Origin of the sequence: Citrobacter sp. Cm038 (genome assembly GCF_030333105.1) — a bacterium.
GTDB lineage: Bacteria > Pseudomonadota > Gammaproteobacteria > Enterobacterales > Enterobacteriaceae > Citrobacter > Citrobacter murliniae.
On record NZ_JAOWGO010000016.1, the window covers coordinates 676,527 to 702,209 of the forward strand.

Genomic DNA, 25,683 nt, shown 5'->3' on the forward strand with positions numbered 1-25,683 from the left:
GATTACGCAATACCCGCGTAGGAAACACGCGTACAGTCAGTACCGGACTTATCGTGCGGCAGAATTTCCAGTATAATAGCCGCCTTTTTTCATTCAGTTGTGACATTCAGCTAAAGCTGCGACTTCGTCATCTGCAAAGCAGATGACAATCCGCCTGCGGCAAAGTTAAGGGATATCTCATGCGTACAGAATATTGCGGACAGCTACGCCTGTCCCACGAGGGGCAGCAGGTGACTCTGTGTGGTTGGGTCAACCGTCGTCGTGATCTTGGTAGCCTGATCTTTATCGATATGCGCGATCGCGAAGGTATCGTGCAGGTGTTTTTCGATCCGGACCGTGCGGACGCGTTAAAGCTGGCCTCCGAACTGCGTAATGAGTTCTGCATTCAGGTTACGGGCACTGTGCGTGCGCGTGATGCGAAAAACGTCAACGCCGATATGGCGACCGGCGAAATTGAAGTTCTGGCGTCCGATCTGACCATCATTAACCGTTCAGATTCACTGCCGCTCGACTCTAACCATGTAAATACTGAAGAAGCGCGTCTGAAGTATCGCTATCTGGATCTGCGTCGCCCGGAAATGGCGCAGCGTCTGAAGACTCGCGCTAAAATTACCAGCCTGGTGCGTCGCTTTATGGATGACCATGGCTTCCTCGACATCGAAACCCCGATGTTGACCAAAGCTACACCGGAAGGCGCGCGCGACTATCTGGTGCCTTCACGTGTGCATAAAGGTAAATTCTACGCGCTGCCGCAGTCTCCTCAGTTGTTTAAACAGCTGCTGATGATGTCCGGCTTCGACCGTTACTACCAGATCGTCAAATGCTTCCGTGACGAAGATTTACGTGCTGACCGTCAGCCTGAATTTACCCAGATCGATGTTGAGACTTCCTTCATGACTGCACCACAGGTGCGTGAAGTGATGGAAGCTCTGGTGCGTAATTTGTGGCTGGAAGTAAAAGGTGTGGACCTGGGCGATTTCCCGATCATGACCTTTGCCGAAGCTGAGCGTCGTTACGGTTCCGATAAGCCGGATCTGCGTAACCCGATGGAACTGGTCGACGTTGCTGACCTGCTGAAATCTGTCGAATTTGCTGTGTTCTCTGGCCCGTCTAACGATCCGAAAGGCCGCGTAGCTGCCCTGCGCGTACCTGGCGGTGCCGCTCTGAGTCGTAAGCAGATCGACGACTACGGTAACTTCATTAAGATCTACGGCGCTAAAGGTCTGGCTTACATCAAAGTCACCGAGCGTGCGAAAGGTCTGGAAGGGATCAACAGTCCGGTGGCTAAGTTCCTGAATGCTTCAATCGTAGAAGCGATTCTGGAACGTACCGGCGCACAAGACGGCGATATGATTTTCTTTGGTGCCGACAACAAGAAGGTGGTTGCTGATGCCCTGGGCGCACTGCGTCTGAAACTGGGTAAAGACCTGAACCTGACAGATGAATCCAAATGGGCGCCGCTGTGGGTCATCGATTTCCCAATGTTCGAAGACGACGGCGAAGGCGGCCTGACCGCGATGCACCATCCGTTTACCGCACCGAAAGATATGACTGCCGCAGAGCTGAAAGCTGCGCCGGAAGATGCGGTTGCCAACGCTTACGATATGGTTATCAACGGTTATGAAGTGGGTGGCGGTTCTGTACGTATCCACAACGGTGACATGCAGCAGACTGTATTCGGTATTCTGGGTATTAATGAGCAAGAACAGCGCGAGAAGTTCGGCTTCCTGCTGGATGCGCTGAAATACGGTACTCCGCCGCATGCGGGTCTGGCATTTGGTCTGGATCGTCTGACCATGCTGTTGACCGGTACCGACAACATTCGTGACGTTATTGCCTTCCCGAAAACGACGGCTGCCGCGTGTCTGATGACCGAAGCGCCAAGTTTTGCCAACGAAGCTGCGCTGGCGGAACTGAGCATCCAGGTTGTGAAGAAGGCAGAGAATAACTGATATGAAGTACAAACAGCCTGTCTCGGTGTTAGTCGTGATTTATGCAAAGGACACCGGGAGAGTGCTGATGTTACAGCGACGCGACGATCCTGATTTCTGGCAGTCGGTCACCGGCAGCCTTGAAGAAGGTGAAACCGCGTCGCAAGCCGCCATGCGCGAAGTAAAGGAAGAGGTCACCATTGATGTTGCCTGCGAGCAACTGACCTTAATTGACTGCCAGCGCACGGTGGAGTTCGAGATTTTTAGTCATTTACGTCATCGCTACGCACCGGGAATCGAACGAAATACGGAATCCTGGTTTTGCCTGACACTTCCCTCTGAACGAGAGATCGTGTTCACCGAACATCTGACCTATCGTTGGGTTGATGCAGCAGAGGCTGCACAGTTAACCAAGTCGTGGAGTAACCGGCAGGCGATTGAAGAATTTGTAATTAACGTCGCCTGAGAAGGCACGCTTTTTGGAGATATTATTTATGGCAGGTCATAGTAAATGGGCCAACACCAGACATCGTAAAGCAGCGCAGGATGCTAAGCGTGGCAAAATCTTCACCAAGATCATTCGTGAGCTGGTGACGGCGGCCAAACTTGGCGGCGGCGATCCGGATGCGAACCCGCGTCTGCGCGCAGCGGTTGATAAAGCACTGGCTAACAACATGACGCGTGACACCCTGAACCGTGCAATCGCGCGTGGCGTCGGCGGTGATGATGATGCGAACATGGAAACCATCATCTATGAAGGTTATGGTCCTGGCGGCACTGCGGTCATGATTGAATGCCTGTCTGATAACCGTAACCGTACCGTTGCGGAAGTGCGCCATGCGTTCACCAAAACCGGTGGCAACCTTGGCACCGACGGTTCCGTTGCTTACCTGTTCAGCAAAAAAGGCGTGATTTCCTTCGAGCAGGGTGACGAAGACACCATCATGGAAGCGGCGTTGGAAGCGGGTGCTGAAGACGTTGTAACCTTCGACGACGGTGCAATTGACGTTTACACCGCGTGGGAAGAGATGGGTAAAGTGCGTGATGCACTGGAAGCTGCAGGTCTGAAAGCAGACAGCGCTGAAGTGACGATGATCCCGTCAACCAAAGCGGATATGGATGCAGAAACTGCGCCGAAACTGATGCGTCTGATCGATATGCTGGAAGACTGCGACGACGTTCAGGAAGTTTATCATAACGGTGAGATCTCTGATGAGGTTGCCGCTACGTTAGAATGATGTGGTTAAGCCATAAACTAACAGGAGATGCGTGATGTCTATTATTCTCGGCATTGACCCGGGATCGCGCATCACCGGTTATGGCGTAATCCGTCAGGTTGGCAGACAGCTAACCTATCTCGGTAGTGGGTGTATTCGCACTAAAGTTGACGATCTGCCGTCTCGCCTGAAGCTGATTTATGCGGGCGTTTCGGAAATAATCACCCAGTTTCAGCCAGATTATTTCGCCATAGAGCAGGTCTTTATGGCGAAAAACGCTGACTCGGCGCTCAAGCTCGGGCAAGCGCGCGGAGTAGCGATTGTTGCTGCTGTAAACCAGGACCTTCCGGTGTTTGAATATGCTGCGCGGCAGGTGAAACAAACCGTCGTAGGGATAGGCAGTGCGGAGAAAAGTCAGGTACAGCACATGGTGCGCACGTTACTTAAACTCCCGGCAAACCCCCAGGCAGATGCTGCGGATGCGCTGGCTATTGCCATCACCCACTGCCACGTCAGCCAGAACGCCATGCAAATGAGCGATACCCGGCTGAATTTAGCGCGTGGTCGATTACGTTAGTGATAAATGAGGCTGGATATCTATCCAGCCTTTTTTTATGATAGCGCATTACCTTTTAGCCCTTAACGCAGGAGCGTCACGTGATTGGCAGACTCAGAGGCATCATTCTCGAAAAACAACCCCCGCTGGTACTGTTAGAAGTAGGCGGTGTAGGCTATGAAGTCCACATGCCGATGACCTGCTTCTATGAGCTGCCGGAGTCAGGAAAAGAAGCCATTGTTTTCACGCATTTTGTCGTACGTGAAGACGCACAGTTGCTGTACGGCTTTAATAACAAACAGGAACGTACACTGTTTAAAGAGTTAATAAAAACCAACGGCGTTGGACCCAAGCTGGCACTGGCTATTCTCTCGGGTATGTCTGCGCAGCAGTTCGTTAATGCCGTTGAACGCGAAGAGCTAGGCGCGCTGGTCAAACTACCGGGTATTGGTAAGAAAACCGCTGAACGCCTGATTGTCGAGATGAAGGACCGCTTTAAGGGTCTGCATGGCGATCTCTTCACGCCGGCAGCCGATCTGGTGCTGACGTCACCTGCCGGTCCGGAAACGGATGACGCTGAGCAGGAAGCGGTTGCTGCGCTCGTGGCGTTAGGCTATAAACCACAGGAAGCCAGTCGCATGGTGAGCAAAATTGCCCGCCCTGATGCCAGCAGTGAAACCCTGATTCGTGAAGCGCTCCGCGCTGCATTGTGAGGTAAAGGATGATTGAAGCAGATCGCCTGATTTCGGCTGCCAGCACCACGCCTGAAGACCTGGTGGATCGCGCGATCCGCCCCAAATTGCTGGAGGAGTATATCGGCCAGCCTCAGGTTCGCTCGCAAATGGAAATCTTTATCCAGGCAGCGAAACTGCGCGGCGATGCCCTCGATCACCTGCTGATCTTTGGGCCTCCCGGTCTCGGAAAAACGACACTTGCCAATATCGTTGCCAATGAAATGGGGGTAAACCTGCGTACCACTTCCGGCCCGGTACTGGAAAAAGCAGGCGATTTGGCAGCAATGCTCACCAACCTTGAACCTCACGATGTCCTGTTTATCGATGAAATTCATCGCTTATCGCCCGTTGTGGAAGAGGTTCTGTATCCGGCGATGGAAGATTATCAGCTGGATATCATGATTGGCGAAGGGCCGGCTGCGCGCTCTATTAAGATTGATTTGCCACCGTTTACGTTGATCGGCGCGACAACCCGTGCCGGGTCGTTAACGTCCCCATTGCGCGATCGTTTTGGTATTGTGCAGCGACTGGAGTTCTATCAGGTTGCGGACCTTCAGCACATTGTCGGGCGTAGCGCACGTTACATGGGGCTGGAAATGAGTGACGAAGGGGCGCTGGAAGTGGCTCGTCGTGCACGTGGCACCCCGCGTATAGCCAACCGCTTGCTACGTCGCGTGCGAGATTTTGCCGAAGTGAAGCATGACGGAACAATCTCAGCGGATATTGCTGCCCAGGCGCTGGATATGCTCAATGTTGACGCCGAAGGGTTCGACTACATGGACCGCAAACTGTTGCTGGCAGTGATCGATAAATTCTTTGGTGGACCAGTGGGGCTGGACAACCTGGCCGCTGCGATTGGGGAAGAACGCGAAACCATTGAGGACGTGCTGGAACCGTATTTGATTCAACAAGGGTTTCTGCAACGTACGCCGCGAGGACGCATGGCGACGGTTCGCGCGTGGAACCATTTCGGTATTACACCGCCTGCAATGCCCTGAGTCAGCGTTATGCGTTTATCCGACCTACAATTCTGTAGGCCGGATAAGATACATCAGCATCACTATTCGCTAATGCAGCGCACTCAGCTAGCCTGCTTCTTCATCATACTGAAGATAAACAGCAGCGCAGCGCACAGCACTACTGAAGGACCTGCTGGCGTATCATAGAAGGCTGAGAACGTTAACCCGCCTGTAACCGCTATTATTCCCACTCCAACAGCAACGCCTGCCATCTGCTCTGGCGTACGAGCGAAACGACGTGCGGTTGCTGCCGGGATTATCAGCAGTGAGGTAATAATCAGAGCCCCAACGAACTTCATCGCGACACCAATAGTTAACGCTGTCACCAGCATCAGCAGCAATTTAACGCGCTGCAGCTTCACGCCATCGACAAATGCGAGGTCCGGGCTGATGGTCATCGACAGTAAGTTGCGCCACTGCCAAAAAAGTATTGCCAGCACAATCACAACGCCAATGGCAATGGAGATCAAATCCTCCGGCGTAACAGCCAGCAAATCACCGAACAGATAAGCCATCAGATCCACGCGAATATTGGACATCAGGCTAACGACAACCAGACCCAGTGACAACGCACTGTGCGCCATAATGCCGAGTAAAGTATCGATCGCGAGGTGAGGGCGTTTCTCCAGCCACACCAGGCCAGCGGCCAGCATTAGCGTGACAGCAATGACGGCATAGAAAGGATTAACATCCAGCAGCAGGCCAAAGGCGACACCCAGCAGTGAGGCATGCGCCAGTGTATCGCCAAAATAGGACATACGACGCCAGACAACAAACGAGCCGAGCGGGCCGGCAGCGCAGGCCAGCATGATCCCGGCTAACCAACCGGGCAATAACAATTCAATCATGAGTGACCATTTCCCCGACGTAATACGATACGACCCTGTAAATCGTGGCGATGATTATGGTTGTGGCGGTATATTCCGAGTTGTTCGGCGCCGCGCTGCCCGAACATAGAGATGAATTCCGGATGCATAGAAACCACTTCCGGCGTGCCGGAGCAGCAAATGTGATGGTTCAGACACAGTACTTCATCTGTTTTTGCCATCACCAGATGCAGGTCATGAGAAACCATCAATACGGCACAGTCCAGTTCACGTCGCAGTTGATCAATAAGGTCGTACAAAGCGACCTGACCATTCACATCGACTCCTTGAGTCGGCTCATCAAGCACCAGTAACTGGGGTTTGTTTAGCAATGCGCGGGCCAGCAGAACACGCTGTGTTTCTCCGCCAGACAGCTTTTGCATCGGCGCATTCATCAGGTGTCCGGCCTGAACGCGTTTGAGAGCAGGAAGAATATCTGCTTTTTGCGTGTCTGGACGTAAGCGTAGAAAACGGCTTACCGTTAGTGGCAGCGTGGTGTCGAGGTATAGTTTTTGTGGCACATAGCCAATTCGCAACTGTCCGTTGCGCGTGATAACTCCTTCATCAGCCGCTACCAGCCCCAGGACAACGCGCACCAGCGTAGACTTCCCGGCGCCATTCGGGCCGAGGAGCGTTAAAATTTTACCGGGTCGAAGCTCAAGCGATACGTCAGAAAGGACGCGGCGTTGACCATAAGAGACCGAGACATTTTCCAGTGAAACCAAAGTCGTCATATCAATTTTAGTCTTGCAGAAGTTATAGAATGTTATAATATCACATTTCTCACATTCATTACGATGATTGGTCGCATTATGTTACATAAAAATACGCTTCTTTTCGCAGCATTATCCGCTGCTCTTTGGGGTAGTGCAACACAGGCTGCAAATGCCGCTGTGGTGGCCTCTCTCAAGCCACTAGGTTTCATCGCTTCAGCGATTGCTGATGGGGTAACAGACACCCAGGTTCTCCTGCCTGATGGCGCATCCGAACATGATTATTCATTACGTCCATCAGACGTAAAACGCTTACAGGGCGCGGACTTAGTTGTCTGGATTGGCCCAGAAATGGAAGCGTTTATGGAAAAATCCGTCAAGAATATTCCTAATGGAAAACAGGTAACGATTGCGCAGCTCTCCGACGTGAAACCGTTGCTCATGAAAGGGGCTGACGATGACGATGACGATCATGGGCACGGTGATGCACATGGTGAAAAAAGTGACGAACATCACCATCATGGTGATTACAACATGCATCTTTGGCTCTCCCCAGAGATAGCGCGGGCTTCAGCGGTTGCAATCCATGAAAAATTAGTGGAACTTATGCCGCAAAGTCGAGCCAAACTTGACGCCAACCTGAAGGATTTTGAGGCACAATTAGCCGCAACCGATAAGCAGGTAGGTAACGAGCTCGCGCCGCTCAAGGGTAAAGGTTATTTCGTTTTTCATGATGCTTACGGCTACTACGAAAAACACTACGGACTAACACCGCTTGGTCACTTTACCGTGAACCCTGAGATTCAGCCTGGTGCGCAGCGTTTACATGAAATAAGAACACAGTTGGTTGAGCAAAAAGCAACCTGCGTTTTTGCTGAGCCACAGTTCAGGCCAGCGGTCGTTGAAGCCGTTGCGAGAGGGACGTCCGTTCGAATGGGAACGTTGGATCCCCTCGGAACAAATATCAAACTGGGTAAAACAAGCTATTCAGCGTTTCTGAACCAATTAGCCAACCAGTATGCGAGCTGCCTGAAAGGAGATTAATGAGGAAGTGAATACGTGCAACAGATAGCCCGCTCTGTCGCTCTGGCATTTAATAATCTGCCCCGACCCCATCGCGTTATGCTGGGGTCGCTTACCGTTCTTACACTGGCCGTCGCCGTCTGGCGGCCTTATGTTTACCACCCCGAATCTGCACCAATTGTTAAAACCATCGAGCTGGAAAAAAGCGAGATCCGTTCTCTGTTGCCCGAGGCCAGCGAACCTATCGATCAGGCCGCTCAGGAAGATGAAGCAATTCCACAGGATGAGCTGGATGATAAAACCTCTGGCGAGGTTGGCGTTCATGAATATGTTGTTTCTACCGGTGATACGCTGAGCAGCATTCTGAATCAGTATGGCATTGATATGGGTGATATCAGCCAGCTTGCCGCTGCGGATAAAGAGTTGCGAAACCTGAAAATTGGTCAGCAGCTTTCCTGGACACTGAGTTCGGAAGGTGATTTACAGCGCTTGACCTGGGAAGTTTCTCGTCGTGAAACCCGCACTTACGATCGCACCGCGACGGGTTTCAAAATGAGCAGCGAAATGCAGCAGGGCGACTGGGTTAACAGCCGTATCAAAGGAACCGTGGGTGGGAGTTTTGTCGCCAGCGCAAGAGATGCCGGATTGACCAGTTCTGAAATCAGTGCGGTGATCAAGGCCATGCAGTGGCAGATGGACTTCCGTAAACTGAAAAAAGGCGATGAGTTCTCGGTTCTGATGTCTCGCGAAATGCTGGACGGGAAGCGTGAACAAAGTCAGTTGCTGGGCGTACGCTTACGCTCTGAAGGCAAAGATTATTACGCGATCCGCGCTGAAGACGGTAAATTCTATGACCGTAATGGTACGGGGCTTGCGAAAGGTTTTATGCGCTTCCCTACGGCGAAGCAATTCCGTATCTCATCGAACTTTAACCCGCGCCGCCTGAATCCGGTAACCGGACGCGTTGCACCGCATAAAGGTGTCGATTTTGCGATGCCGCAGGGGACGCCGGTACTGTCGGTGGGTGATGGTGAAGTGGTTGTCGCGAAACGCAGTGGTGCTGCTGGTTACTATGTAGCTATCCGTCATGGCCGTACCTATACCACCCGCTATATGCACCTGCGTAAGCTGTTGGTTAAGCCGGGGCAGAAAGTGAAACGTGGCGACCGTATTGCGCTTTCAGGCAACACCGGACGTTCAACCGGTCCACATCTGCACTACGAAGTATGGGTTAACCAGCAGGCCGTGAATCCGCTGACGGCAAAACTGCCGCGTACGGAAGGGTTGACCGGCTCGGATCGTACCGATTACCTGGCACAGGTGAAAGAGGTTCTGCCTCAACTGCGCTTCGATTAATAAACATACTGATGGAGCCGGTACGCAATGCGTGCCGGCTTTTTTTATTTTGTACGGGACACACTGCGCCGCTACACTATCAGCAGATTTACTTTTCGCGGCACCAGATACTGGAAGAGCATGGAAACGAAAAAAAAGAATATTGAGTACATTCCGGAGTTTCATAAATCATTTCGTCATCCGCGCTACTGGGGCGCCTGGCTGGGAGTGGCGGCGATAGCAGGGATTGCATTAACACCTGCGTCGTTTCGCGATCCTCTTCTGGCGAAGCTGGGGCGTCTTGTTGGTCGTCTGGGGAAAAGCTCCCGCCGCAGAGCGTTAATCAATTTATCTCTCTGCTTTCCTGAACGTAGTGAAGCCGAGCGCGAAGCCATTGTCGATGAGATGTTTGCGACCGCACCTCAGGCTATGGTCATGATGGCAGAGCTGGCGCTGCGTGGTCCGGAGAAAATTCAACATCGGGTAGACTGGCAAGGTCTGGATCTCATTGATGAGATGCGCCAGAACAACGAGAAGGTGATTTTTCTCGTTCCTCACGGTTGGGGCGTGGACATCCCGGCGATGCTGATGGCGTCTCAGGGGCAGAAAATGGCCGCGATGTTCCACAACCAGGGAAACCCGGTATTTGATTATGTCTGGAACACAGTACGCCGTCGTTTCGGCGGTCGTTTACATGCGCGTAATGATGGTATCAAACCCTTTATTCAGTCGGTTCGTCAGGGATACTGGGGATACTATTTGCCGGATCAGGATCATGGTCCCGAGCATAGCGAGTTTGTGGATTTCTTTGCCACCTATAAAGCAACATTGCCGGCGATTGGCCGCCTGATGAAGGTATGTCATGCTCGCGTAGTGCCGCTTTTCCCGGTGTATGACGGCAAAACGCACCGTCTGACGATTCAGGTACGTCCGCCCATGGACGACATTCTGACGGCGGATGACAACACCATTGCCAGACGGATGAATGAAGAGGTGGAGATTTTTGTCGCTCCGCACCTCGAACAGTATACCTGGATTTTAAAGTTGCTTAAGACCCGTAAACCTGGCGAAATTGAGCCGTACAAACGCAAAGATCTCTACCCTAAAAAGTAAAAAAAAGCCTCTCGTTAGAGAGGCTTTTTTACATACAACCGCGTCACTATTCTACAGTCAGAATACGCGTGGTGTTAGTGGAGCCTATGGTGCTCATGACATCGCCCTGCGTCACAATAACCAGGTCACCGGAGACCAGATAGCCTTTGTCGCGCAGCAGGTTAACTGCCTCACTGGCCGCAACTACGCCGTCAGTTTCGCTGTCAAAATGAACCGGCGTGACGCCACGGTACAGAGATGTCAGGTTCAGCGTACGCTCATGACGGGACATGGCGAAAATCGGCAGACCGGAACTGATACGCGAAGTCATCAGCGCAGTACGTCCTGATTCCGTCATGGCGATGATAGCGGTCACCCCTTTCAGGTGGTTAGCGGCATACATTGCGGACATGGCAATCGCTTCTTCAACGTTATCAAACTGTACGTCGAGGCGGTGTTTAGAGACATTAATACTTGGGATTTTTTCAGCACCCAGACATACGCGCGCCATTGCCGCGACGGTTTCAGCCGGGTACTGGCCTGCGGCTGTTTCTGCCGAAAGCATCACGGCGTCGGTGCCATCCAGCACGGCGTTAGCTACGTCCATGACTTCCGCACGGGTTGGCATCGGGTTGGTGATCATCGACTCCATCATCTGCGTAGCGGTAATGACCGCACGGTTCAACTGACGAGCACGACGAATCAACGCTTTCTGAATACCCACCAGTTCCGGGTCGCCAATCTCAACGCCCAGATCACCACGAGCAACCATGACCACGTCAGACGCAAGGATGATGTCATCCATCGCATTCTGGTCACAGACAGCTTCTGCACGTTCTACTTTTGCGACAATCTTCGCATCACAACCTGCATCGCGCGCCAGACGGCGGGCATAGTTAAGATCTTCGCCACAGCGTGGGAAGGAGACCGCCAGATAGTCGACGCTTATCTGTGCGGCAGTAATAATGTCGGCCTTGTCTTTGTCGGTCAGCGCTTCAGCAGAGAGGCCACCACCCAGTTTGTTGATGCCTTTGTTGTTGGAGAGCGGGCCGCCGACGGTGACTTCGGTAAAGACTTTCATGCCCTGAACTTCCAGTACTTTTAGCTGTACGCGACCATCGTCCAGCAGCAGGATATCGCCTGGCACGACGTCGGCTGGCAGTCCTTTATAATCAATACCAACTTTTTCCTTGTCGCCTTCACCTTTACCCAGGTTGGCGTCTAACAGGAACTTGTCGCCAACATTGAGAAATACTTTACCTTCTTTAAAGGTGGATACGCGGATTTTAGGCCCCTGCAGGTCACCCAAAATGGCTACATGGCGTCCCAGTTTTGCGGCTATTTCACGGACCTTATCCGCACGCATTTTGTGATCTTCTGGAGAGCCGTGTGAAAAGTTCATACGTACGACGTTCGCACCCGCAGCGATAATTTTTTCAAGGTTGTTATCGCGGTCAGTTGCCGGGCCTAACGTGGTAACGATTTTGGTTCTGCGAAGCCTTCTGGACATGTAATACTCCGTTGACTGAAACAACTAGGTGTTGCGTGAACATTGATCCGGCCGTTCTCAAAAATTAACGGTAAAAATGAACGACCCGGATGATAAAAGGGTAGAACATTGTTATTGCTTTTAGCGGTCATTACCCTTGATGAGTAATTCTTTATCAAAACGCGATTCCTTGAGCGCTTCCTTGACACGCTTCAAGTTATCTCTAAATTTTGCCCCTCGGCGCAAAGTAAATCCTGTAGCCAGCACATCTATCACGGTCAGTTGAGCAAGTCGAGAGACCATGGGCATATAAATGTCAGTATCTTCCGGTACGTCGAGGGTAATAGCTAACGTAGCTTCTCGCGCCAGAGGCGTTCCGGGAGAAGTCAATGCGATTACCATCGCATCGTTTTCCCGTGCCAGCTGAGCCAGCTCCACCAGGCTCTTTGTTCTTCCGGTATGGGAAATGAGCACAATGACATCATCATCGCTACAATTCATACAACTCATGCGTTGCAGAACTATGTCGTCTGAATAAATAACTGGAACGTTAAAACGGAAGAATTTATTCATGGCGTCGTGCGCCACGGCTGCTGATGAACCCAGCCCAAAAAAGGCAATTTTTTTCGCCTGGGTTAATAGATCGACTGCACGATTTACCGCCGAGTTATCCAGCGACTGACGAACATGATCCAGGCTAGCCATCGCCGATTCGAAGATTTTCCCCGTGTAGGATTCTACGCTGTCATCCTCGTCCACATTGCGATTAACATAAGGGGTACCATTTGCCAGACTTTGCGCCAGATGCAGTTTAAAATCAGGAAAACCACGCGTGTCCATACTGCGACAGAATCGATTGACGGTCGGTTCGCTGACATTGGCTTCCAGGGCCAGCGTGGCAATGCTTGAATGAATTGCCTGGTCGGGTGAAGTAAGAATAACGTCGGCGACTTTACGTTCTGACTTGCTCAGATGTTCCAGTTTTAACTGGATTTTTTCCAGCATATTCATGATGTAGGTGGACTCATGGGTCATGGGCAAAAACGATTTCAACGATACAGGAAATCGAGAGATAATTTTGGTAGATAGTACCCCTGCTAAGGAAGGAACGGGGCAAAATGGACAGAAAAGTTGTTGTTTTTTTTCATTACATGATCGGAGTCGGGTTTTCCTGGTTCTTTATGGCTACGAAAAAAAGCGACTTTTTTATCCATTTTGCTGCGGTAAACGCCAACAAAGCCGTTGTTTACGGTAACAGCACGGCTGGATAAGCGTTTACGGTTCACTGAATCACGTAAAAGCAGTACAGTGCACTGTAATAAAATTACAACCAGTGTCTGGCAAAAGCACCAGGCACTTAACTGAGGAGAATGACATGGCGGTAACGCAAACAGCCCAGGCATGTGACCTGGTCATTTTCGGTGCGAAGGGCGATCTTGCGCGACGGAAATTGCTGCCTTCCCTGTATCAACTGGAAAAGGCCGGTCAGATTAGCCCGGATACCCGCATTATAGGGGTAGGACGTGCCGACTGGGACAAAGCAGCCTATACCAAGGTTGTACGCGAAGCGCTCGAAACCTTCATGAAAGAAAAGATTGATGAAGGTTTGTGGGACACCCTCAGTGGTCGCCTGGAGTTTTGTAATCTGGACGTTAATGATACCGCGGCATTTAACCGTCTGGGCGAGATGCTGGATCAGAAAGCACGTACCACTATTAACTATTTTGCTATGCCGCCAAGCACCTTTGGCGCAATCTGCAAAGGTTTGGGCGAAGCAAAACTGAACGCTAAACCTGCTCGTGTGGTAATGGAAAAACCGTTGGGGACGTCGCTGGCGACCTCCCGCGAAATCAACGACCAGGTGGGCGAGTATTTCGAAGAGTGCCAGGTTTACCGTATCGACCACTATCTCGGCAAAGAGACGGTACTGAACCTGTTGGCACTGCGTTTTGCCAACTCCCTGTTTGTGAACAACTGGGATAACCGCACTATCGATCACGTAGAAATTACCGTGGCGGAAGAGGTGGGTATTGAAGGTCGTTGGGGTTATTTTGACCAGGCCGGTCAAATGCGCGATATGATCCAGAACCACCTGTTGCAGATCCTGTGCATGATCGCGATGTCGCCGCCGTCCGACCTGAGCGCTGACAGCATCCGTGACGAAAAAGTGAAGGTACTGAAATCATTGCGCCGTATTGATCGCTCGAACGTACGTGAAAAAACGGTTCGTGGCCAGTACACCACTGGATTTGCTCAGGGTAAAAAAGTTCCTGGGTATCTGGAAGAAGAAGGCGCGAACAAGAGCAGCAATACGGAAACCTTTGTTGCTATCCGCGTGGATATCGACAACTGGCGCTGGGCGGGTGTTCCATTCTACCTGCGTACCGGTAAGCGCCTGCCGACGAAATGCTCTGAAGTTGTTGTCTACTTCAAAACGCCTGAGCTGAATCTGTTTAAAGAATCCTGGCAGGATCTGCCGCAGAACAAACTGACAATCCGTTTGCAGCCTGATGAGGGTGTCGATATTCAGGTGCTTAACAAAGTGCCGGGCCTGGACCACAAGCATAATCTGCAGATCACCAAGCTGGATCTGAGTTATTCCGAAACCTTCAATCAAACGCATCTGGCCGATGCTTACGAACGTTTGCTGCTGGAAACCATGCGTGGTATTCAGGCGCTGTTTGTACGCCGTGATGAGGTAGAAGAAGCGTGGAAGTGGGTCGACTCCATCACCGAAGCCTGGGCGATGGATAACGACGCGCCGAAGCCATACCAGGCGGGGACCTGGGGACCGGTTGCCTCCGTGGCGATGATCACTCGTGACGGTCGTTCCTGGAATGAATTCGAATAAAATATCACCTAATCATTAGGTGTTATTTTACCGGTAACATGATCTAACACAGATTGTAGAATAATTTTTGCACTTTTAAGCCTCGCGTGGATTCACCCGCGAGGCTTTTTTTACTACACTGCCTGAAACGATTTTGCCCCTGAGCTACGGCTAGTAAGCGATTCAGCATAATTTAACTATCTTGAAACGCATTGTTAATCCGACCGCTCTGACAGATAAATTTTAGGAGCCTCTATGAATCCGAATTTGTTACGCGTAACACAACGTATCATCGAACGTTCTCGTGAGACACGTTCCGCCTACCTCTCGCGCATCGAACAGGCTAAAACGACAACTGTTCACCGTTCACAGTTGGCATGCGGAAATCTGGCGCACGGTTTTGCTGCCTGTCAGCCTGACGACAAAGCATCGCTGAAAAGCATGTTGCGTAACAATATCGCGATCATTACCTCCTATAACGACATGCTTTCCGCGCATCAGCCGTATGAACATTATCCGGCTATCATTCGCAAAGCACTGCATGAAGCCAATGCGGTAGGGCAGGTTGCCGGTGGTGTGCCTGCTATGTGTGATGGCGTGACCCAGGGGCAGGATGGGATGGAGCTTTCACTGCTAAGCCGCGAAGTGATTGCGATGTCTGCGGCGGTGGGTTTATCTCATAATATGTTCGACGGCGCATTGTTCCTCGGCGTGTGCGATAAAATTGTCCCGGGCCTGGCGATGGCGGCGTTGTCCTTTGGTCATCTGCCTTCTGTCTTTATCCCATCAGGTCCGATGGCGAGCGGTCTGGCGAACAAAGAAAAAGTGCGTATTCGTCAGCTGTATGCAGAAGGAAAAGTAGACCGTATGGCTCTGCTTGAATCCGAGGCTGCGTCTTATCACGCACCAGGAACCTGTACGTTCTACGGCACCGCTAATACCAACCAGATGGTCGTTGAGTTTATGGGGATGCAACTGCCAGGCTCCTCTTTCGTACATCCGGATGCTCCGTTACGTGAAGCGCTGACAGCCGCTGCTGCTCGTCAGGTAACGCGCCTGACCGGAAATGGCAACGAATGGATGCCGATCGGCAAAATGATCGATGAAAAAGTGGTGGTCAACGGGATCGTAGCGCTGCTGGCGACAGGGGGGTCTACCAACCATACGATGCATCTGGTAGCGATGGCGCGCGCGGCCGGAATTTTGATCAACTGGGATGACTTCTCCGATCTGTCCGATATCGTGCCGCTGATGGCACGCTTGTACCCGAATGGTCCGGCGGATATCAACCACTTCCAGGCTGCAGGTGGTGTACCGGTATTAATGCGTGAACTGCTTAATGCAGGTCTGCTGCACGAAGATGTTAACACCGTAGCCGGGTTTGGTTTATCTCGCTACACCCTTGAGCCATGGCTTAACAACGGTGAGCTGGACTGGCGTGAAGGTGCCACGAAGTCTCTCGACAGCAATGTGATCGCGACTTTCGATAAGCCGTTCTCGCATCACGGCGGTACTAAAGTGCTGAGTGGTAACCTGGGACGTGCGGTGATGAAGACATCAGCCGTGCCGGTAGAGAACCAGGTCATAGAGGCTCCGGCTATTGTCTTTGAAAGTCAGCATGATGTGTTACCTGCTTTTGATGCTGGTCTGTTGGACCGCGATTGCGTGGTGGTTGTGCGCCATCAGGGACCAAAAGCGAATGGAATGCCAGAATTACATAAACTCATGCCGCCACTTGGTGTATTATTGGACCGTTGTTTCAAAATCGCGTTAGTTACCGATGGACGGCTTTCAGGTGCTTCAGGTAAAGTGCCTTCAGCAATCCATGTAACCCCGGAAGCCTATGATGGCGGGCTGCTGGCTAAAGTGCGTGATGGCGACATCATTCGTGTGAATGGACAGACAGGTGAATTGACGCTGCTGGTGGATGAAGAGGAACTTGCCTCTCGTCAGCCTCATATTCCTGACCTCAGCGCTTCGCGTGTGGGAACAGGCCGTGAGATGTTCAGCGCGTTGCGCGAAAAGCTGTCCGGTGCGGAGCAGGGCGCAACCTGTATCACTTTTTAAACGACAAATTTTGTAATCAGGCGAGAGAAAACTCTGATGAAAAACTGGAAGACAAGTGCAGAAGCAATCCTGACCACTGGCCCGGTAGTACCGGTTATCGTGGTAAATAAACTGGAACACGCGGTGCCGATGGCGAAAGCGTTGGTTGCAGGGGGCGTGCGCGTTCTGGAAGTGACCTTACGTACCGCATGTGCGATGGATGCCATTCGCGCGATAGCTAAAGAAGTCCCGGACGCGATTGTCGGCGCAGGTACCGTTCTGAATCCACAGCAACTGGCGGAAGTAACTGAAGCGGGCGCGCAGTTTGCGATTAGCCCAGGTCTGACCGAGCCCCTGTTGAAAGCCGCAACTGAAGGAACTATTCCGTTGATCCCAGGTATCAGCACCGTTTCTGAACTGATGCTGGGTATGGACTATGGTTTGAAAGAGTTTAAATTCTTCCCGGCAGAAGCTAACGGCGGTACTAAAGCGTTGCAGGCGATTGCAGGTCCGTTCTCCCAGGTACGTTTCTGCCCGACCGGTGGTATCTCCCCGGCGAATTACCGTGACTACCTGGCGCTGAAAAGCGTACTGTGCATCGGTGGATCCTGGCTGGTTCCGGCAGACGCGCTGGAAGCGGGTGATTACGATCGCATCACTAAACTGGCTCGCGAAGCCGTAGAAGGCGCGAAGCAGTAAGATCTGTTGTGCCGGGCAGTGCTGCACTGACCCGGCCTGCGAATACTTTAAAATGGGCCATCGGGCCCGTTTTTTTTTATCCTTCTACATTCACCTGCGCGGCGGCGTTTTTCGCGCGTTCAACCGCCTCGTCAACGTTGTCTGCCGTCGCCAGTACGACGCCTAAGCGACGGGTTCCGTCGATTTCAGGTTTACCGAACAGACGGAGTTGCAACCCTGCACCAACGGCACTGTCAACGTTATCAAATGTGACATTCTGACTGGTAAGTTGTGGCAGGATAACGGCTGATGCAGATGGCCCATACTGGCGGATTGCGCCAACCGGAAGCCCGAGGAATGCGCGAACGTGCAGGGCAAACTCGGATAGATCCTGTGAAATCAATGTCACCATACCCGTATCATGTGGGCGAGGGGATACCTCGCTGAAAATCACCTCGTCACCGCACACAAACAGCTCTACGCCAAACAATCCGTAACCGCCCAACGCCAGTACCACTTTGCGAGCGATTTCCTGTGCACGTTCCAGCGCCAGTTCGCTCATTTTCTGGGGCTGCCAGGATTCACGATAGTCGCCATCTTCCTGACGATGGCCTACCGGCGCACAAAAGTGCACACCATCGACGGCGCTTACGGTCAACAGGGTGATTTCAAAGTCGAAATTAACCACACCTTCCACGATAACGCGTCCTGCGCCCGCTCGGCCACCCTGCTGGGCATAATCCCAGGCTCTGGCAAGCTGATCTGCTGAACGGATAAAACTCTGTCCTTTTCCGGAGGAACTCATCACCGGCTTCACGATGCAGGGGAATCCAATTTCGGCCACGGCTTCGCGAAAGCGAGTTTCGCTGTCAGCAAAGCGGAATGATGAGGTCGGTAAGGACAGTTCTTCCGCGGCGAGGCGACGGATACCTTCACGATTCATGGTCAGTTGGGTCGCGCGCGCGCAAGGCACGACGTTCAGACCTTCCTGCTCCAGCGCTACCAACGTACTCGTGGCAATGGCTTCAATCTCAGGAACGATATAGTGTGGTTTTTCGTGCGCGACAACCTGACGCAAAGCGTCACCATCCAGCATATTGATTACGTATGAGCGATGGGCAACGTGCATAGCTGGTGCGTCAGGGTAACGATCCACGGCAATGACTTCTACACCCAGGCGTTGGCATTCAATCGCGACTTCTTTACCCAGTTCACCTGATCCTAATAACATCACTCGCGTTGCTGCCGGACGCAGCGCTGTGCCTAATAACGTCATAAATTCATCCCCTGTTTTATCTGGGCGCAGTATATACGAAAACGTTTGCGTCTGTCTTTATTACCAGGTTGATTTCAAGGGTGAAAAAGAATACACTGTACATAAATACAGGTGATTTATGAGGCTGCAAAAATGGCGGTTGAAGTTAAATACGTAGTCATTCGGGAAGGTGAGGAAAAAATGTCGTTTACCAGCAAAAAGGAAGCCGATGCCTATGACAAAATGCTTGATACAGCAGATCTGCTCGATACGTGGCTGGAGCAGTCACCGGTCGCGCTGGAAGATGAGCAGCGTGAAGCGCTTTCCCTGTGGTTGGCTGAGCAAAAAGATGTGCTGAGCGCGATCCTGAAAAACGGCAAACTGCCATCCCCACAGGTGGTCGATAACGATGCTTCTGCTGAGGATGATACACAGGCTGCCTGATCCGACTTGCGCTCCTGAGGTTTTGTACCATGCTTTTCCCTGAATCATTGTGCTGTACCCAACTGATTTCACGTTGCATTAATAGCGACTGAAAGACGAAGGGGATAAAGGAGAAAAGAATGAATAAAACAAGAGCGTTGTTGAGCCTGCTGCTGTTATCTGCCAGCGTGTCAGTTTTTGCGGCTAATACGGAGAGTAAATCAGTCAATTTTCCAAACTGTGAAGGTTTGAAAGCTGACGGTATCGCGGCAAGTGTGAAACGCGACTACCTGCAAAACCGTATTGTACGTTGGGCCGACGATCAAAAAAGGCTCGGGCAACTTGATCCTGTTGCCTGGGTGAACCCGCAGGATATTGTTGGTAAAGACGGACAATGGACGGTACCTCTTACCGTTCGTGGGAAAAGCAGCGATATTCAATATCAGGTTAAGCTTGATTGTAAAGCCGGCACGGCGGAGTACCTGCAACGTCAGTAGCTGAATTTGCACATCTTTTGATGACCTGAACACTTCCTGACATCCCCTCGGGTACGCTTTGATGATTATTCGTCTGTACTTGAGGGGCAAAATGGCTAACTGGCTGAATCAACTTCAATCTCTTCTTGGGCAAAAAGGATCATCCGGTTCATCTTCCGGTGAACAAGGACTGAGCAAACTGCTGGTTCCCGGTGCATTAGGCGGTCTGGCAGGATTACTGGTCGCCAACAAATCCTCACGCAAATTACTCACTAAATACGGTACCAGCGCACTGTTGGTTGGTGGCGGTGCGATCGCCGGTAGCGTTTTATGGAATAAATACAAAGATAAAGTCCGCGCAGCGCACCAGGATGAACCTCAGTTTGGCACGCAGAGTACACCGCTGGATGAACGTACTGAACGTCTGATCCTGGCGCTGGTATTTGCGGCTAAAAGCGATGGTCATATTGATGCTAAAGAGCGAGCCGCTATCGAACAACAGCTGCGTGACGCGGGAGTGGAAGAGCAAGGGCGTGTTCTGATTGAGCGGGCCATTGAACAACCGCTTGATCCTCAACGCCTCGCTCAAGGGATCCGCAACGAAGAAGAGGCGCTGGAAATTTACTTCCTGAGCTGTGCAGCTATTGATATCGACCACTTTATGGAGCGCAGTTATCTGAATGCGCTGGGTGATGCACTGAAGATCCCACAGGATGTTCGTGAGGGTATCGAGCAGGATCTCAAACAGCAAAAACAGGCGTTGCCGGGTTAAATAGTTACGCTTGAGGAGCACGTTTCGCTTGCATCATTGCTGACTTTTGCCACCCTTATAGGATGTTTAAGCAGAAGAACAATGACATGCTACCAAAAGCTCCTCGTATTCCACATGCCATGACGCAGCATGGCGATACTCGTGTTGATAATTATTACTGGTTGCGAGATGACACCCGCTCGCAGCCAGAAGTGCTGGACTATCTGCAACAAGAAAATGCATATGGCCGCCAGGTTATGGCTTCCCAGCAGGCATTGCAGGATCGTGTGCTGAAAGAAATTATCGACCGTATTCCCCCTCAGGATGTTTCCGCTCCTTATGTGAAAAATGGTTATCGCTACCGGCATATTTATGAACCGGGATGTGAATATGCCATTTATCAGCGCCAGTCTGCTCTCAATGAAGAGTGGGATGAATGGGATACCTTGCTGGATGGTAACCAGCGTGCAGCCCACAGCGAATTCTATACGCTGGGAGGACTCGCAATATCACCCGATAATACCGTTATGGCTCTGGCGGAGGATTACCTGTCTCGTCGGCAATATGGCATTCGTTTTCGCAATCTACAAACCGGGAACTGGTATCCGGAAGTACTGGATAATGTTGAGCCGGAATTGGTCTGGGCGAACGATTCGCAGACCTTTTATTATGTTCGCAAACATGAAACAACATTATTACCGTATCAGGTATGGCGGCATACCGTTGGCTCACCATCCATTCATGATCAACTGGTGTATGAAGAAGCTGACGATATGTTTTATGTCAGTCTGCACAAAACCACCTCGCAGCATTATGTTGTTATCCATGTCGCCAGCGCGACAACCAGCGAAGTATTGTTGCTTGATGCGGAGCTGGCCGATGCCGAGCCGCTGGTTTTTTTGCCACGGCGTAAAGACCATGAGTACAGCCTTGATCACTATCAGCACGCGTTTTATCTGCGATCTAACCGTCAGGGGAAAAACTTTGGTTTGTATCGCACCCGCGTGCGTGATGAACAGGCCTGGGAAGTGCTGATCCCGCCGCGTGATAGCGTCATGCTGGAAGGATTTACGCTGTTTACCGACTGGCTGGTGGTGGAGGAGCGTCAGCGTGGTTTAACCAGTTTACGACAAATCAACCGCAAAACGCGTGAAGTGGTCGGGATTGCTTTCGACGATCCGGCTTACGTAACGTGGCTGGCGTACAATCCCGAGCCGGAGACATCGCGCTTGCGTTATGGCTATTCATCCATGACGACGCCGGACACCCTGTTTGAACTGGATATGGACACCGGAGAGCGACGTGTACTCAAACAGACGAATGTCCCCGGATTCGACGCGGCCGATTACCGCAGTGAGCATGTGTGGATCACCGCGCGCGATGGTACGGAGGTTCCTGTCTCGCTGGTTTACCATCAAAAGCATTTTCGCAAAGGGAAAAATCCCTTACTGGTTTATGGTTATGGCTCTTATGGCGCTAGCATGGATGCAGATTTCAGCAGCAGTCGCCTGAGTCTGCTGGATCGGGGGTTTGTTTATGCCATCGCCCATGTGCGGGGCGGCGGTGAACTGGGACAGCAGTGGTACGAAGATGGTAAGTTTCTGCAAAAGAAAAATACCTTTAATGATTATCTCGATGTTTGCGAGGCACTATTAAAACTGGGTTACGGTGCACCTTCACTGTGTTATGGCATGGGGGGAAGCGCTGGTGGGATGCTAATGGGGGTTGCAATTAACGAACGCCCGCAGCTGTTTCATGGTGTTATTGCACAGGTACCGTTCGTCGATGTCGTGACCACGATGCTGGATGAGTCAATTCCACTGACCACCGGGGAATTTGAAGAGTGGGGTAATCCGCAGGACGCGGAGTACTATGCCTACATGAAAAGCTACAGCCCGTACGATAATGTCACCGCGCAAGCTTATCCACATCTGTTGGTCACCACCGGGCTACATGATTCTCAGGTGCAATACTGGGAACCGGCAAAGTGGGTAGCGAAACTGCGGGAGCTGAAAACGGATGACCACCTGCTGCTACTGTGTACGGATATGGACTCCGGGCACGGGGGCAAATCTGGTCGCTTTAAATCGTATGAAGGCGTGGCCCTTGAGTTCGCTTTTTTGATAGGACTGGCGCAAGGGACACTACCCGGGCAGGCAACAACTCAGGCGTTATCGAGATAGTGCTTAAGCGTTAGTCGTAGTTCCGGACTCATACTGTCAAGGTTATTAAACAACCAGCGCAAGTAGCCCGGATCGCGTTCAGCCACTTCTGATACCGCTTTGCCGCGGTATTTGCCAAAGGTAAATGTGGTCAACAGTGCCGGGCGACCGGTGATGTCGGCCATTTGCTCTGCTGACCAACCCGACGTGTTTATGATGTCGATCAGCAATGCCGCAGTGATGTAGCAATCGTAAAGGGCACGGTGATGATGCAGACCGGAAGGCGTCTGTACATTCAGTTTGCGGGATTTATAGAGTGCCATATTGCTGTATTTAATTCCCGGCCACAGACGGCGGGAAAGCTTCATGGTGCAAATCCACTCTCCGGGCATGTCTGGCAATACACGACGGTCAAAACTCGCATTGTGCGCTACGTACCACTCGCTGCCGTAATAATGCGGGATGACGTCTTCAATCCAGGGTTTATCCGCCACCATGGATTCGGTAATACGGTGAATTGCCATCGCCTGAGGACTAATGGGACGGTCAGGGCGCACCAGGTGGCTCATTGGATTGACAATCTGTCCGTCTACTACATCGACAGAAGCAATCTCAACAATGCCTCCCTGCAGGCCACAGGTTTCTGTATCTATTATGCGCAACATGCCAAGCTCCTGACCAAAACGACTAGCGTAATGGAATGATATCACCTTGCCAACCCTGAGAGGTGCGTTGACCGGTTAAGAGCAGTGAACCGCGGTCGGCGCGCACAATCAAACGACCGCGCTCATCCCATAAAGCGCTGCTGCCGCGCGCATTGGCCATCAGCACTGCAATGGCGAATTTATGCGAAAAACTTTGCAGTCGCGAGGTGGAGGAGAGAAGCTCAGGTTCGCTGATACACTGGCTGGTGGTGAACAGCGAAAACTCAGGGTCAATATCAATGCCTTCCGGCTGAGTATCGACAACGCTTATGGTATTTCGCTGTCTGGCAATACAGGCTCCATGGCTCTGATGAAATGTTAACGGTGATGCCAGTCCGGGTGAAAAAAGGGCAATGCCCTTCACAAACTGGTTGCTATGTTCAACCGGTAACCCCGCAATAATGGTCATGCGATAACTCGCAGCGGCATGGGCCAGAGGTTGCAGGAGAGCCTCATCAGGAGGTGCCGGAAGAAAATCATCCCCATCGACGCATCCCAACAGCGAAAGGGAGGGGAAAACCAGCAATTCACACTGACATTTGGCAGCTGCTCTGATGAATTGCAGGTGATGCGCGACATGTTCTGTTAACGTTGTCTGTAGAGGTTCGTACTGTGCTGCGGCAATTTTCCAGTGTGACATAATGACTTCCTTTTCATAGTGTCTACAATCATCCTTAAATTATAGATTAAGAATGTGCTTATACTTTAGCAGCCACCATGTAAGGAATTGTAACGTAATATAAGGTTTATTTAACTTTCGGCTCGTAAGGTAAACGTGAGAGGGAAACCGATGCCAAACGGTGTGCGATCAGCCGCTCGCGAAACCAGTCGCGTAGATGTTCAGGTTGCTCGCGCTCGACGACTTCTGCAACGACAGGCATGTTATAGCGCTCTTTGAATGCGACACCTGCCGCGGCCAGATCAACATTGACCTTATCCATCTCATCTTGTTCAAGTTTAGCCAGGTTGATGTTCATGGGCTTCTCCTTATCTCTATTCATTGGCGCGCAAAAGTTACTAAGAGAGTGCATTAATGGCAAGCCAGAAATGATGATTCTCGACTCGATCATTGTAGAAGGTTATTCTCTACAAATTAGACATAACAAAAAGGAATAGTTGATATGGTTTCTACTGCATCTTTACTTCGCTATGCCCTCATCGCACTGACTTCCGCTCTGGCAACTCCCGCAGCGCTGGCTCATGCGCATTTGACAACGCAAAGTCCTGAGGCGGATGCGCAGATCATAGCCTCTCCCCAGGCGTTGACTCTTAATTTTTCTGAAGGCGTTGAGCCTGCGTTCAGTGGCGCAACGCTTACAGGCCCAAAACAGACACAGATCAAAACCGGCAAGCCGACGCGCAATGAACAAGATAAGACGCAACTGATCATTCCGCTCGCTCAGTCACTGGATGCCGGGAAATATACGGTTGACTGGCATGTTGTATCAGTGGATGGTCACAAGACGAAAGGGCAATATACCTTTAGCGTGAAATAAACCATGCTGGCACTTACCTGGGTCGCTCTGCGTTTTATCCATTTCACCACTTTAATGCTGGTATTTGGCTGTGCGCTTTACAGTGCATGGCTGGCTCCTGTCTCAGTCCGTCGCTTGATGATGCGCCGCTTTTTGCGTTTGCAACGGCATGCCGCGACATGGAGTTTTATTAGCGCAACGCTGATGTTGGCGATCCAGGGTGGATTAATGGGATCGGGCTGGCAGGATGTTATCTCTGTAGAAATATGGGGAGCGGTTCTGCAAACGCAGTTTGGTGGCGTGTGGTTATGGCAGATTATTCTCGCGCTGGTCACGCTGGTGGTAACTATCATTGTGCCGCACAGCATGTCACGGTTGTTGCTGATTATGACAATTGCCCAGTTTATCCTATTGGCTGGTGTCGGACATGCAACCCTACATGACGGCGTCGTGCGGGCTATACAGCAGCTTAATCATGCGTTACATCTGATATGCGCTGCAGCCTGGTTTGGCGGCCTGCTGCCAGTTATTTACTGTATGAGGATGGCTAAGGGCCGTTGGCGACAGCAGGCTATTAGCACTATGATGCGATTTTCCCGCTACGGGCATCTTTTTGTTATCGGCGTATTGCTTACCGGCATGGCGAATGTGTTGTTTATTGTCGGTTTGTCAGTCCCCTGGCACGCAGCGTATGGGCAATTGCTTTTGTTAAAATGTGCCCTGGTCGCGCTAATGGTGGCGATTGCACTCGTGAATCGGTATGTTCTCGTACCACGCATGCAGCAAGATAACCGCTGTATGACTCTCTACTTTATCTGGATGACGAAGCTTGAATGGGGAATAGGGGCTGTCGTGCTGGCGATTGTCAGCCTGTTTGCAACTCTTGAACCTTTCTGATGGACTGGCAA

Annotated in this window: 26 protein-coding genes; 18 read left to right on the forward strand and 8 right to left on the reverse strand. The window is 51.5% G+C overall.

All coding sequences use genetic code 11. The annotated features are described in order from the left end of the window. The first annotated feature begins 179 nt into the window (after positions 1 to 179). The 6 genes from aspS (at position 180) to ruvB (ending at position 5,436) form a co-directional block, all read left to right on the forward strand. Positions 180 to 1,952 carry an aspartate--tRNA ligase gene (gene aspS, locus OGY01_RS05575; protein ID WP_286492615.1) on the forward strand — a complete coding sequence of 591 codons (1,773 nt, stop codon included), beginning with the start codon at positions 180 to 182 and terminating at the stop codon, positions 1,950 to 1,952. Between the two features lies 1 nt (position 1,953). Beyond that, positions 1,954 to 2,397 (forward strand): dihydroneopterin triphosphate diphosphatase, encoded by a 444-nt coding sequence (gene nudB / locus OGY01_RS05580; protein ID WP_286492617.1) that lies wholly within the window; start codon positions 1,954 to 1,956, stop codon positions 2,395 to 2,397. A gap of 28 nt (positions 2,398 to 2,425) precedes the next feature. Then, on the forward strand, positions 2,426 to 3,169 hold the full coding sequence (locus tag OGY01_RS05585) for a YebC/PmpR family DNA-binding transcriptional regulator (protein ID WP_045444127.1): 744 nt from the start codon (positions 2,426 to 2,428) through the stop codon (positions 3,167 to 3,169). A 34-nt stretch (positions 3,170 to 3,203) separates the two neighbouring features. Beyond that, positions 3,204 to 3,725 carry a crossover junction endodeoxyribonuclease RuvC gene (gene ruvC / locus OGY01_RS05590; protein ID WP_045444124.1) on the forward strand — a complete coding sequence of 174 codons (522 nt, stop codon included), beginning with the start codon at positions 3,204 to 3,206 and terminating at the stop codon, positions 3,723 to 3,725. A gap of 80 nt (positions 3,726 to 3,805) precedes the next feature. Next, complete coding sequence (ruvA, locus tag OGY01_RS05595) at positions 3,806 to 4,417, forward strand: Holliday junction branch migration protein RuvA (RefSeq protein ID WP_045444121.1); 612 nt, start codon at positions 3,806 to 3,808, stop codon at positions 4,415 to 4,417. An 8-nt stretch (positions 4,418 to 4,425) separates the two neighbouring features. After that, the gene (gene ruvB, locus OGY01_RS05600) at positions 4,426 to 5,436 is read left to right on the forward strand and encodes a Holliday junction branch migration DNA helicase RuvB (protein ID WP_045444118.1); all 1,011 of its coding nucleotides are present in this window, start codon (positions 4,426 to 4,428) and stop codon (positions 5,434 to 5,436) included. A gap of 83 nt (positions 5,437 to 5,519) precedes the next feature. Here the strand turns inward: ruvB and znuB are convergent, their stop codons facing one another. Then, the gene (gene znuB, locus OGY01_RS05605) at positions 5,520 to 6,305 is read right to left on the reverse strand and encodes a zinc ABC transporter permease subunit ZnuB (RefSeq protein ID WP_048221298.1); all 786 of its coding nucleotides are present in this window, start codon (positions 6,303 to 6,305) and stop codon (positions 5,520 to 5,522) included. Next, entirely contained in the window at positions 6,302 to 7,057 is a 756-nt protein-coding gene (gene znuC, locus OGY01_RS05610; RefSeq protein ID WP_045444112.1) for a zinc ABC transporter ATP-binding protein ZnuC, read from the reverse strand. Before znuC ends, znuB begins: the two co-directional genes overlap by 4 nt. Positions 7,058 to 7,135: 78 nt before the next feature. On the opposite strand from znuC, the gene znuA reads away from it, so the two are divergent. The 3 genes from znuA to lpxM all read left to right on the forward strand — a co-directional run bounded on the left by znuA (position 7,136) and on the right by lpxM (position 10,507). Beyond that, positions 7,136 to 8,080, forward strand: a complete 945-nt coding sequence (znuA, locus tag OGY01_RS05615) for a zinc ABC transporter substrate-binding protein ZnuA (protein ID WP_045449673.1) — start codon at positions 7,136 to 7,138, stop codon at positions 8,078 to 8,080. Positions 8,081 to 8,095: 15 nt separating this feature from the next. Further along, positions 8,096 to 9,415 (forward strand): murein DD-endopeptidase MepM, encoded by a 1,320-nt coding sequence (gene mepM / locus OGY01_RS05620; RefSeq protein ID WP_071828974.1) that lies wholly within the window; start codon positions 8,096 to 8,098, stop codon positions 9,413 to 9,415. A gap of 120 nt (positions 9,416 to 9,535) precedes the next feature. Beyond that, positions 9,536 to 10,507: a lauroyl-Kdo(2)-lipid IV(A) myristoyltransferase gene (lpxM, locus tag OGY01_RS05625; protein WP_286492618.1), complete on the forward strand. Its 972-nt coding sequence runs from the start codon at positions 9,536 to 9,538 to the stop codon at positions 10,505 to 10,507. Positions 10,508 to 10,553: 46 nt separating this feature from the next. Here the strand turns inward: lpxM and pyk are convergent, their stop codons facing one another. Together pyk and OGY01_RS05635 are read right to left on the reverse strand one after the other, a co-directional pair. Beyond that, entirely contained in the window at positions 10,554 to 11,996 is a 1,443-nt protein-coding gene (gene pyk / locus OGY01_RS05630; RefSeq protein ID WP_045444106.1) for a pyruvate kinase, read from the reverse strand. Between the two features lie 120 nt (positions 11,997 to 12,116). Next, positions 12,117 to 12,986 (reverse strand): MurR/RpiR family transcriptional regulator, encoded by an 870-nt coding sequence (locus OGY01_RS05635; RefSeq protein WP_045444103.1) that lies wholly within the window; start codon positions 12,984 to 12,986, stop codon positions 12,117 to 12,119. Between the two features lie 364 nt (positions 12,987 to 13,350). Here OGY01_RS05635 and zwf point away from each other — a divergent pair, with 364 nt between their 5' ends. From zwf to kdgA, 3 genes are all read left to right on the forward strand, one after another. After that, positions 13,351 to 14,826, forward strand: coding sequence for a glucose-6-phosphate dehydrogenase (gene zwf / locus OGY01_RS05640; RefSeq protein ID WP_045444100.1), 1,476 nt, complete (start codon positions 13,351 to 13,353; stop codon positions 14,824 to 14,826). Positions 14,827 to 15,060: 234 nt separating this feature from the next. After that, a complete protein-coding gene (gene edd, locus OGY01_RS05645; RefSeq protein ID WP_045444097.1) occupies positions 15,061 to 16,872 on the forward strand; it encodes a phosphogluconate dehydratase in 1,812 nt (603 codons plus the stop codon). 36 nt (positions 16,873 to 16,908) lie between these two features. Beyond that, entirely contained in the window at positions 16,909 to 17,550 is a 642-nt protein-coding gene (gene kdgA / locus OGY01_RS05650) for a bifunctional 4-hydroxy-2-oxoglutarate aldolase/2-dehydro-3-deoxy-phosphogluconate aldolase (RefSeq protein WP_003034901.1), read from the forward strand. A 76-nt stretch (positions 17,551 to 17,626) separates the two neighbouring features. Here kdgA and purT read toward each other — a convergent pair whose 3' ends face one another. Then, entirely contained in the window at positions 17,627 to 18,805 is a 1,179-nt protein-coding gene (purT, locus tag OGY01_RS05655) for a formate-dependent phosphoribosylglycinamide formyltransferase (RefSeq protein WP_286492619.1), read from the reverse strand. Positions 18,806 to 18,937: 132 nt separating this feature from the next. Here purT and yebG point away from each other — a divergent pair, with 132 nt between their 5' ends. The 4 genes from yebG to ptrB all read left to right on the forward strand — a co-directional run bounded on the left by yebG (position 18,938) and on the right by ptrB (position 22,617). Next, positions 18,938 to 19,228, forward strand: a complete 291-nt coding sequence (gene yebG / locus OGY01_RS05660) for a DNA damage-inducible protein YebG (protein ID WP_045444082.1) — start codon at positions 18,938 to 18,940, stop codon at positions 19,226 to 19,228. A 119-nt stretch (positions 19,229 to 19,347) separates the two neighbouring features. Beyond that, on the forward strand, positions 19,348 to 19,704 hold the full coding sequence (yebF, locus tag OGY01_RS05665; RefSeq protein WP_045444079.1) for a protein YebF: 357 nt from the start codon (positions 19,348 to 19,350) through the stop codon (positions 19,702 to 19,704). Between the two features lie 91 nt (positions 19,705 to 19,795). Continuing rightward, a complete protein-coding gene (locus tag OGY01_RS05670; protein WP_045444076.1) occupies positions 19,796 to 20,455 on the forward strand; it encodes a tellurite resistance TerB family protein in 660 nt (219 codons plus the stop codon). Positions 20,456 to 20,541: 86 nt separating this feature from the next. Continuing rightward, positions 20,542 to 22,617 carry an oligopeptidase B gene (ptrB, locus tag OGY01_RS05675; protein ID WP_286492620.1) on the forward strand — a complete coding sequence of 692 codons (2,076 nt, stop codon included), beginning with the start codon at positions 20,542 to 20,544 and terminating at the stop codon, positions 22,615 to 22,617. On the opposite strand, the gene exoX is transcribed toward ptrB, so the two are convergent. From exoX to OGY01_RS05690, 3 genes are all read right to left on the reverse strand, one after another. Beyond that, complete coding sequence (gene exoX, locus OGY01_RS05680) at positions 22,599 to 23,261, reverse strand: exodeoxyribonuclease X (RefSeq protein ID WP_045444066.1); 663 nt, start codon at positions 23,259 to 23,261, stop codon at positions 22,599 to 22,601. The genes ptrB and exoX overlap by 19 nt on opposite strands. Before the next feature lie 22 nt (positions 23,262 to 23,283). Beyond that, positions 23,284 to 23,940: a carbon-nitrogen hydrolase family protein gene (locus tag OGY01_RS05685; protein ID WP_286492621.1), complete on the reverse strand. Its 657-nt coding sequence runs from the start codon at positions 23,938 to 23,940 to the stop codon at positions 23,284 to 23,286. A gap of 106 nt (positions 23,941 to 24,046) precedes the next feature. Next, positions 24,047 to 24,277 (reverse strand): DNA polymerase III subunit theta, encoded by a 231-nt coding sequence (locus OGY01_RS05690; RefSeq protein WP_045444060.1) that lies wholly within the window; start codon positions 24,275 to 24,277, stop codon positions 24,047 to 24,049. 144 nt (positions 24,278 to 24,421) lie between these two features. Here OGY01_RS05690 and yobA point away from each other — a divergent pair, with 144 nt between their 5' ends. Beyond that, the gene (gene yobA, locus OGY01_RS05695) at positions 24,422 to 24,796 is read left to right on the forward strand and encodes a CopC domain-containing protein YobA (RefSeq protein ID WP_286492622.1); all 375 of its coding nucleotides are present in this window, start codon (positions 24,422 to 24,424) and stop codon (positions 24,794 to 24,796) included. A 3-nt stretch (positions 24,797 to 24,799) separates the two neighbouring features. Next, positions 24,800 to 25,672 (forward strand): copper homeostasis membrane protein CopD, encoded by an 873-nt coding sequence (gene copD, locus OGY01_RS05700; protein WP_286492623.1) that lies wholly within the window; start codon positions 24,800 to 24,802, stop codon positions 25,670 to 25,672. Positions 25,673 to 25,683: the final 11 nt, after the last annotated feature.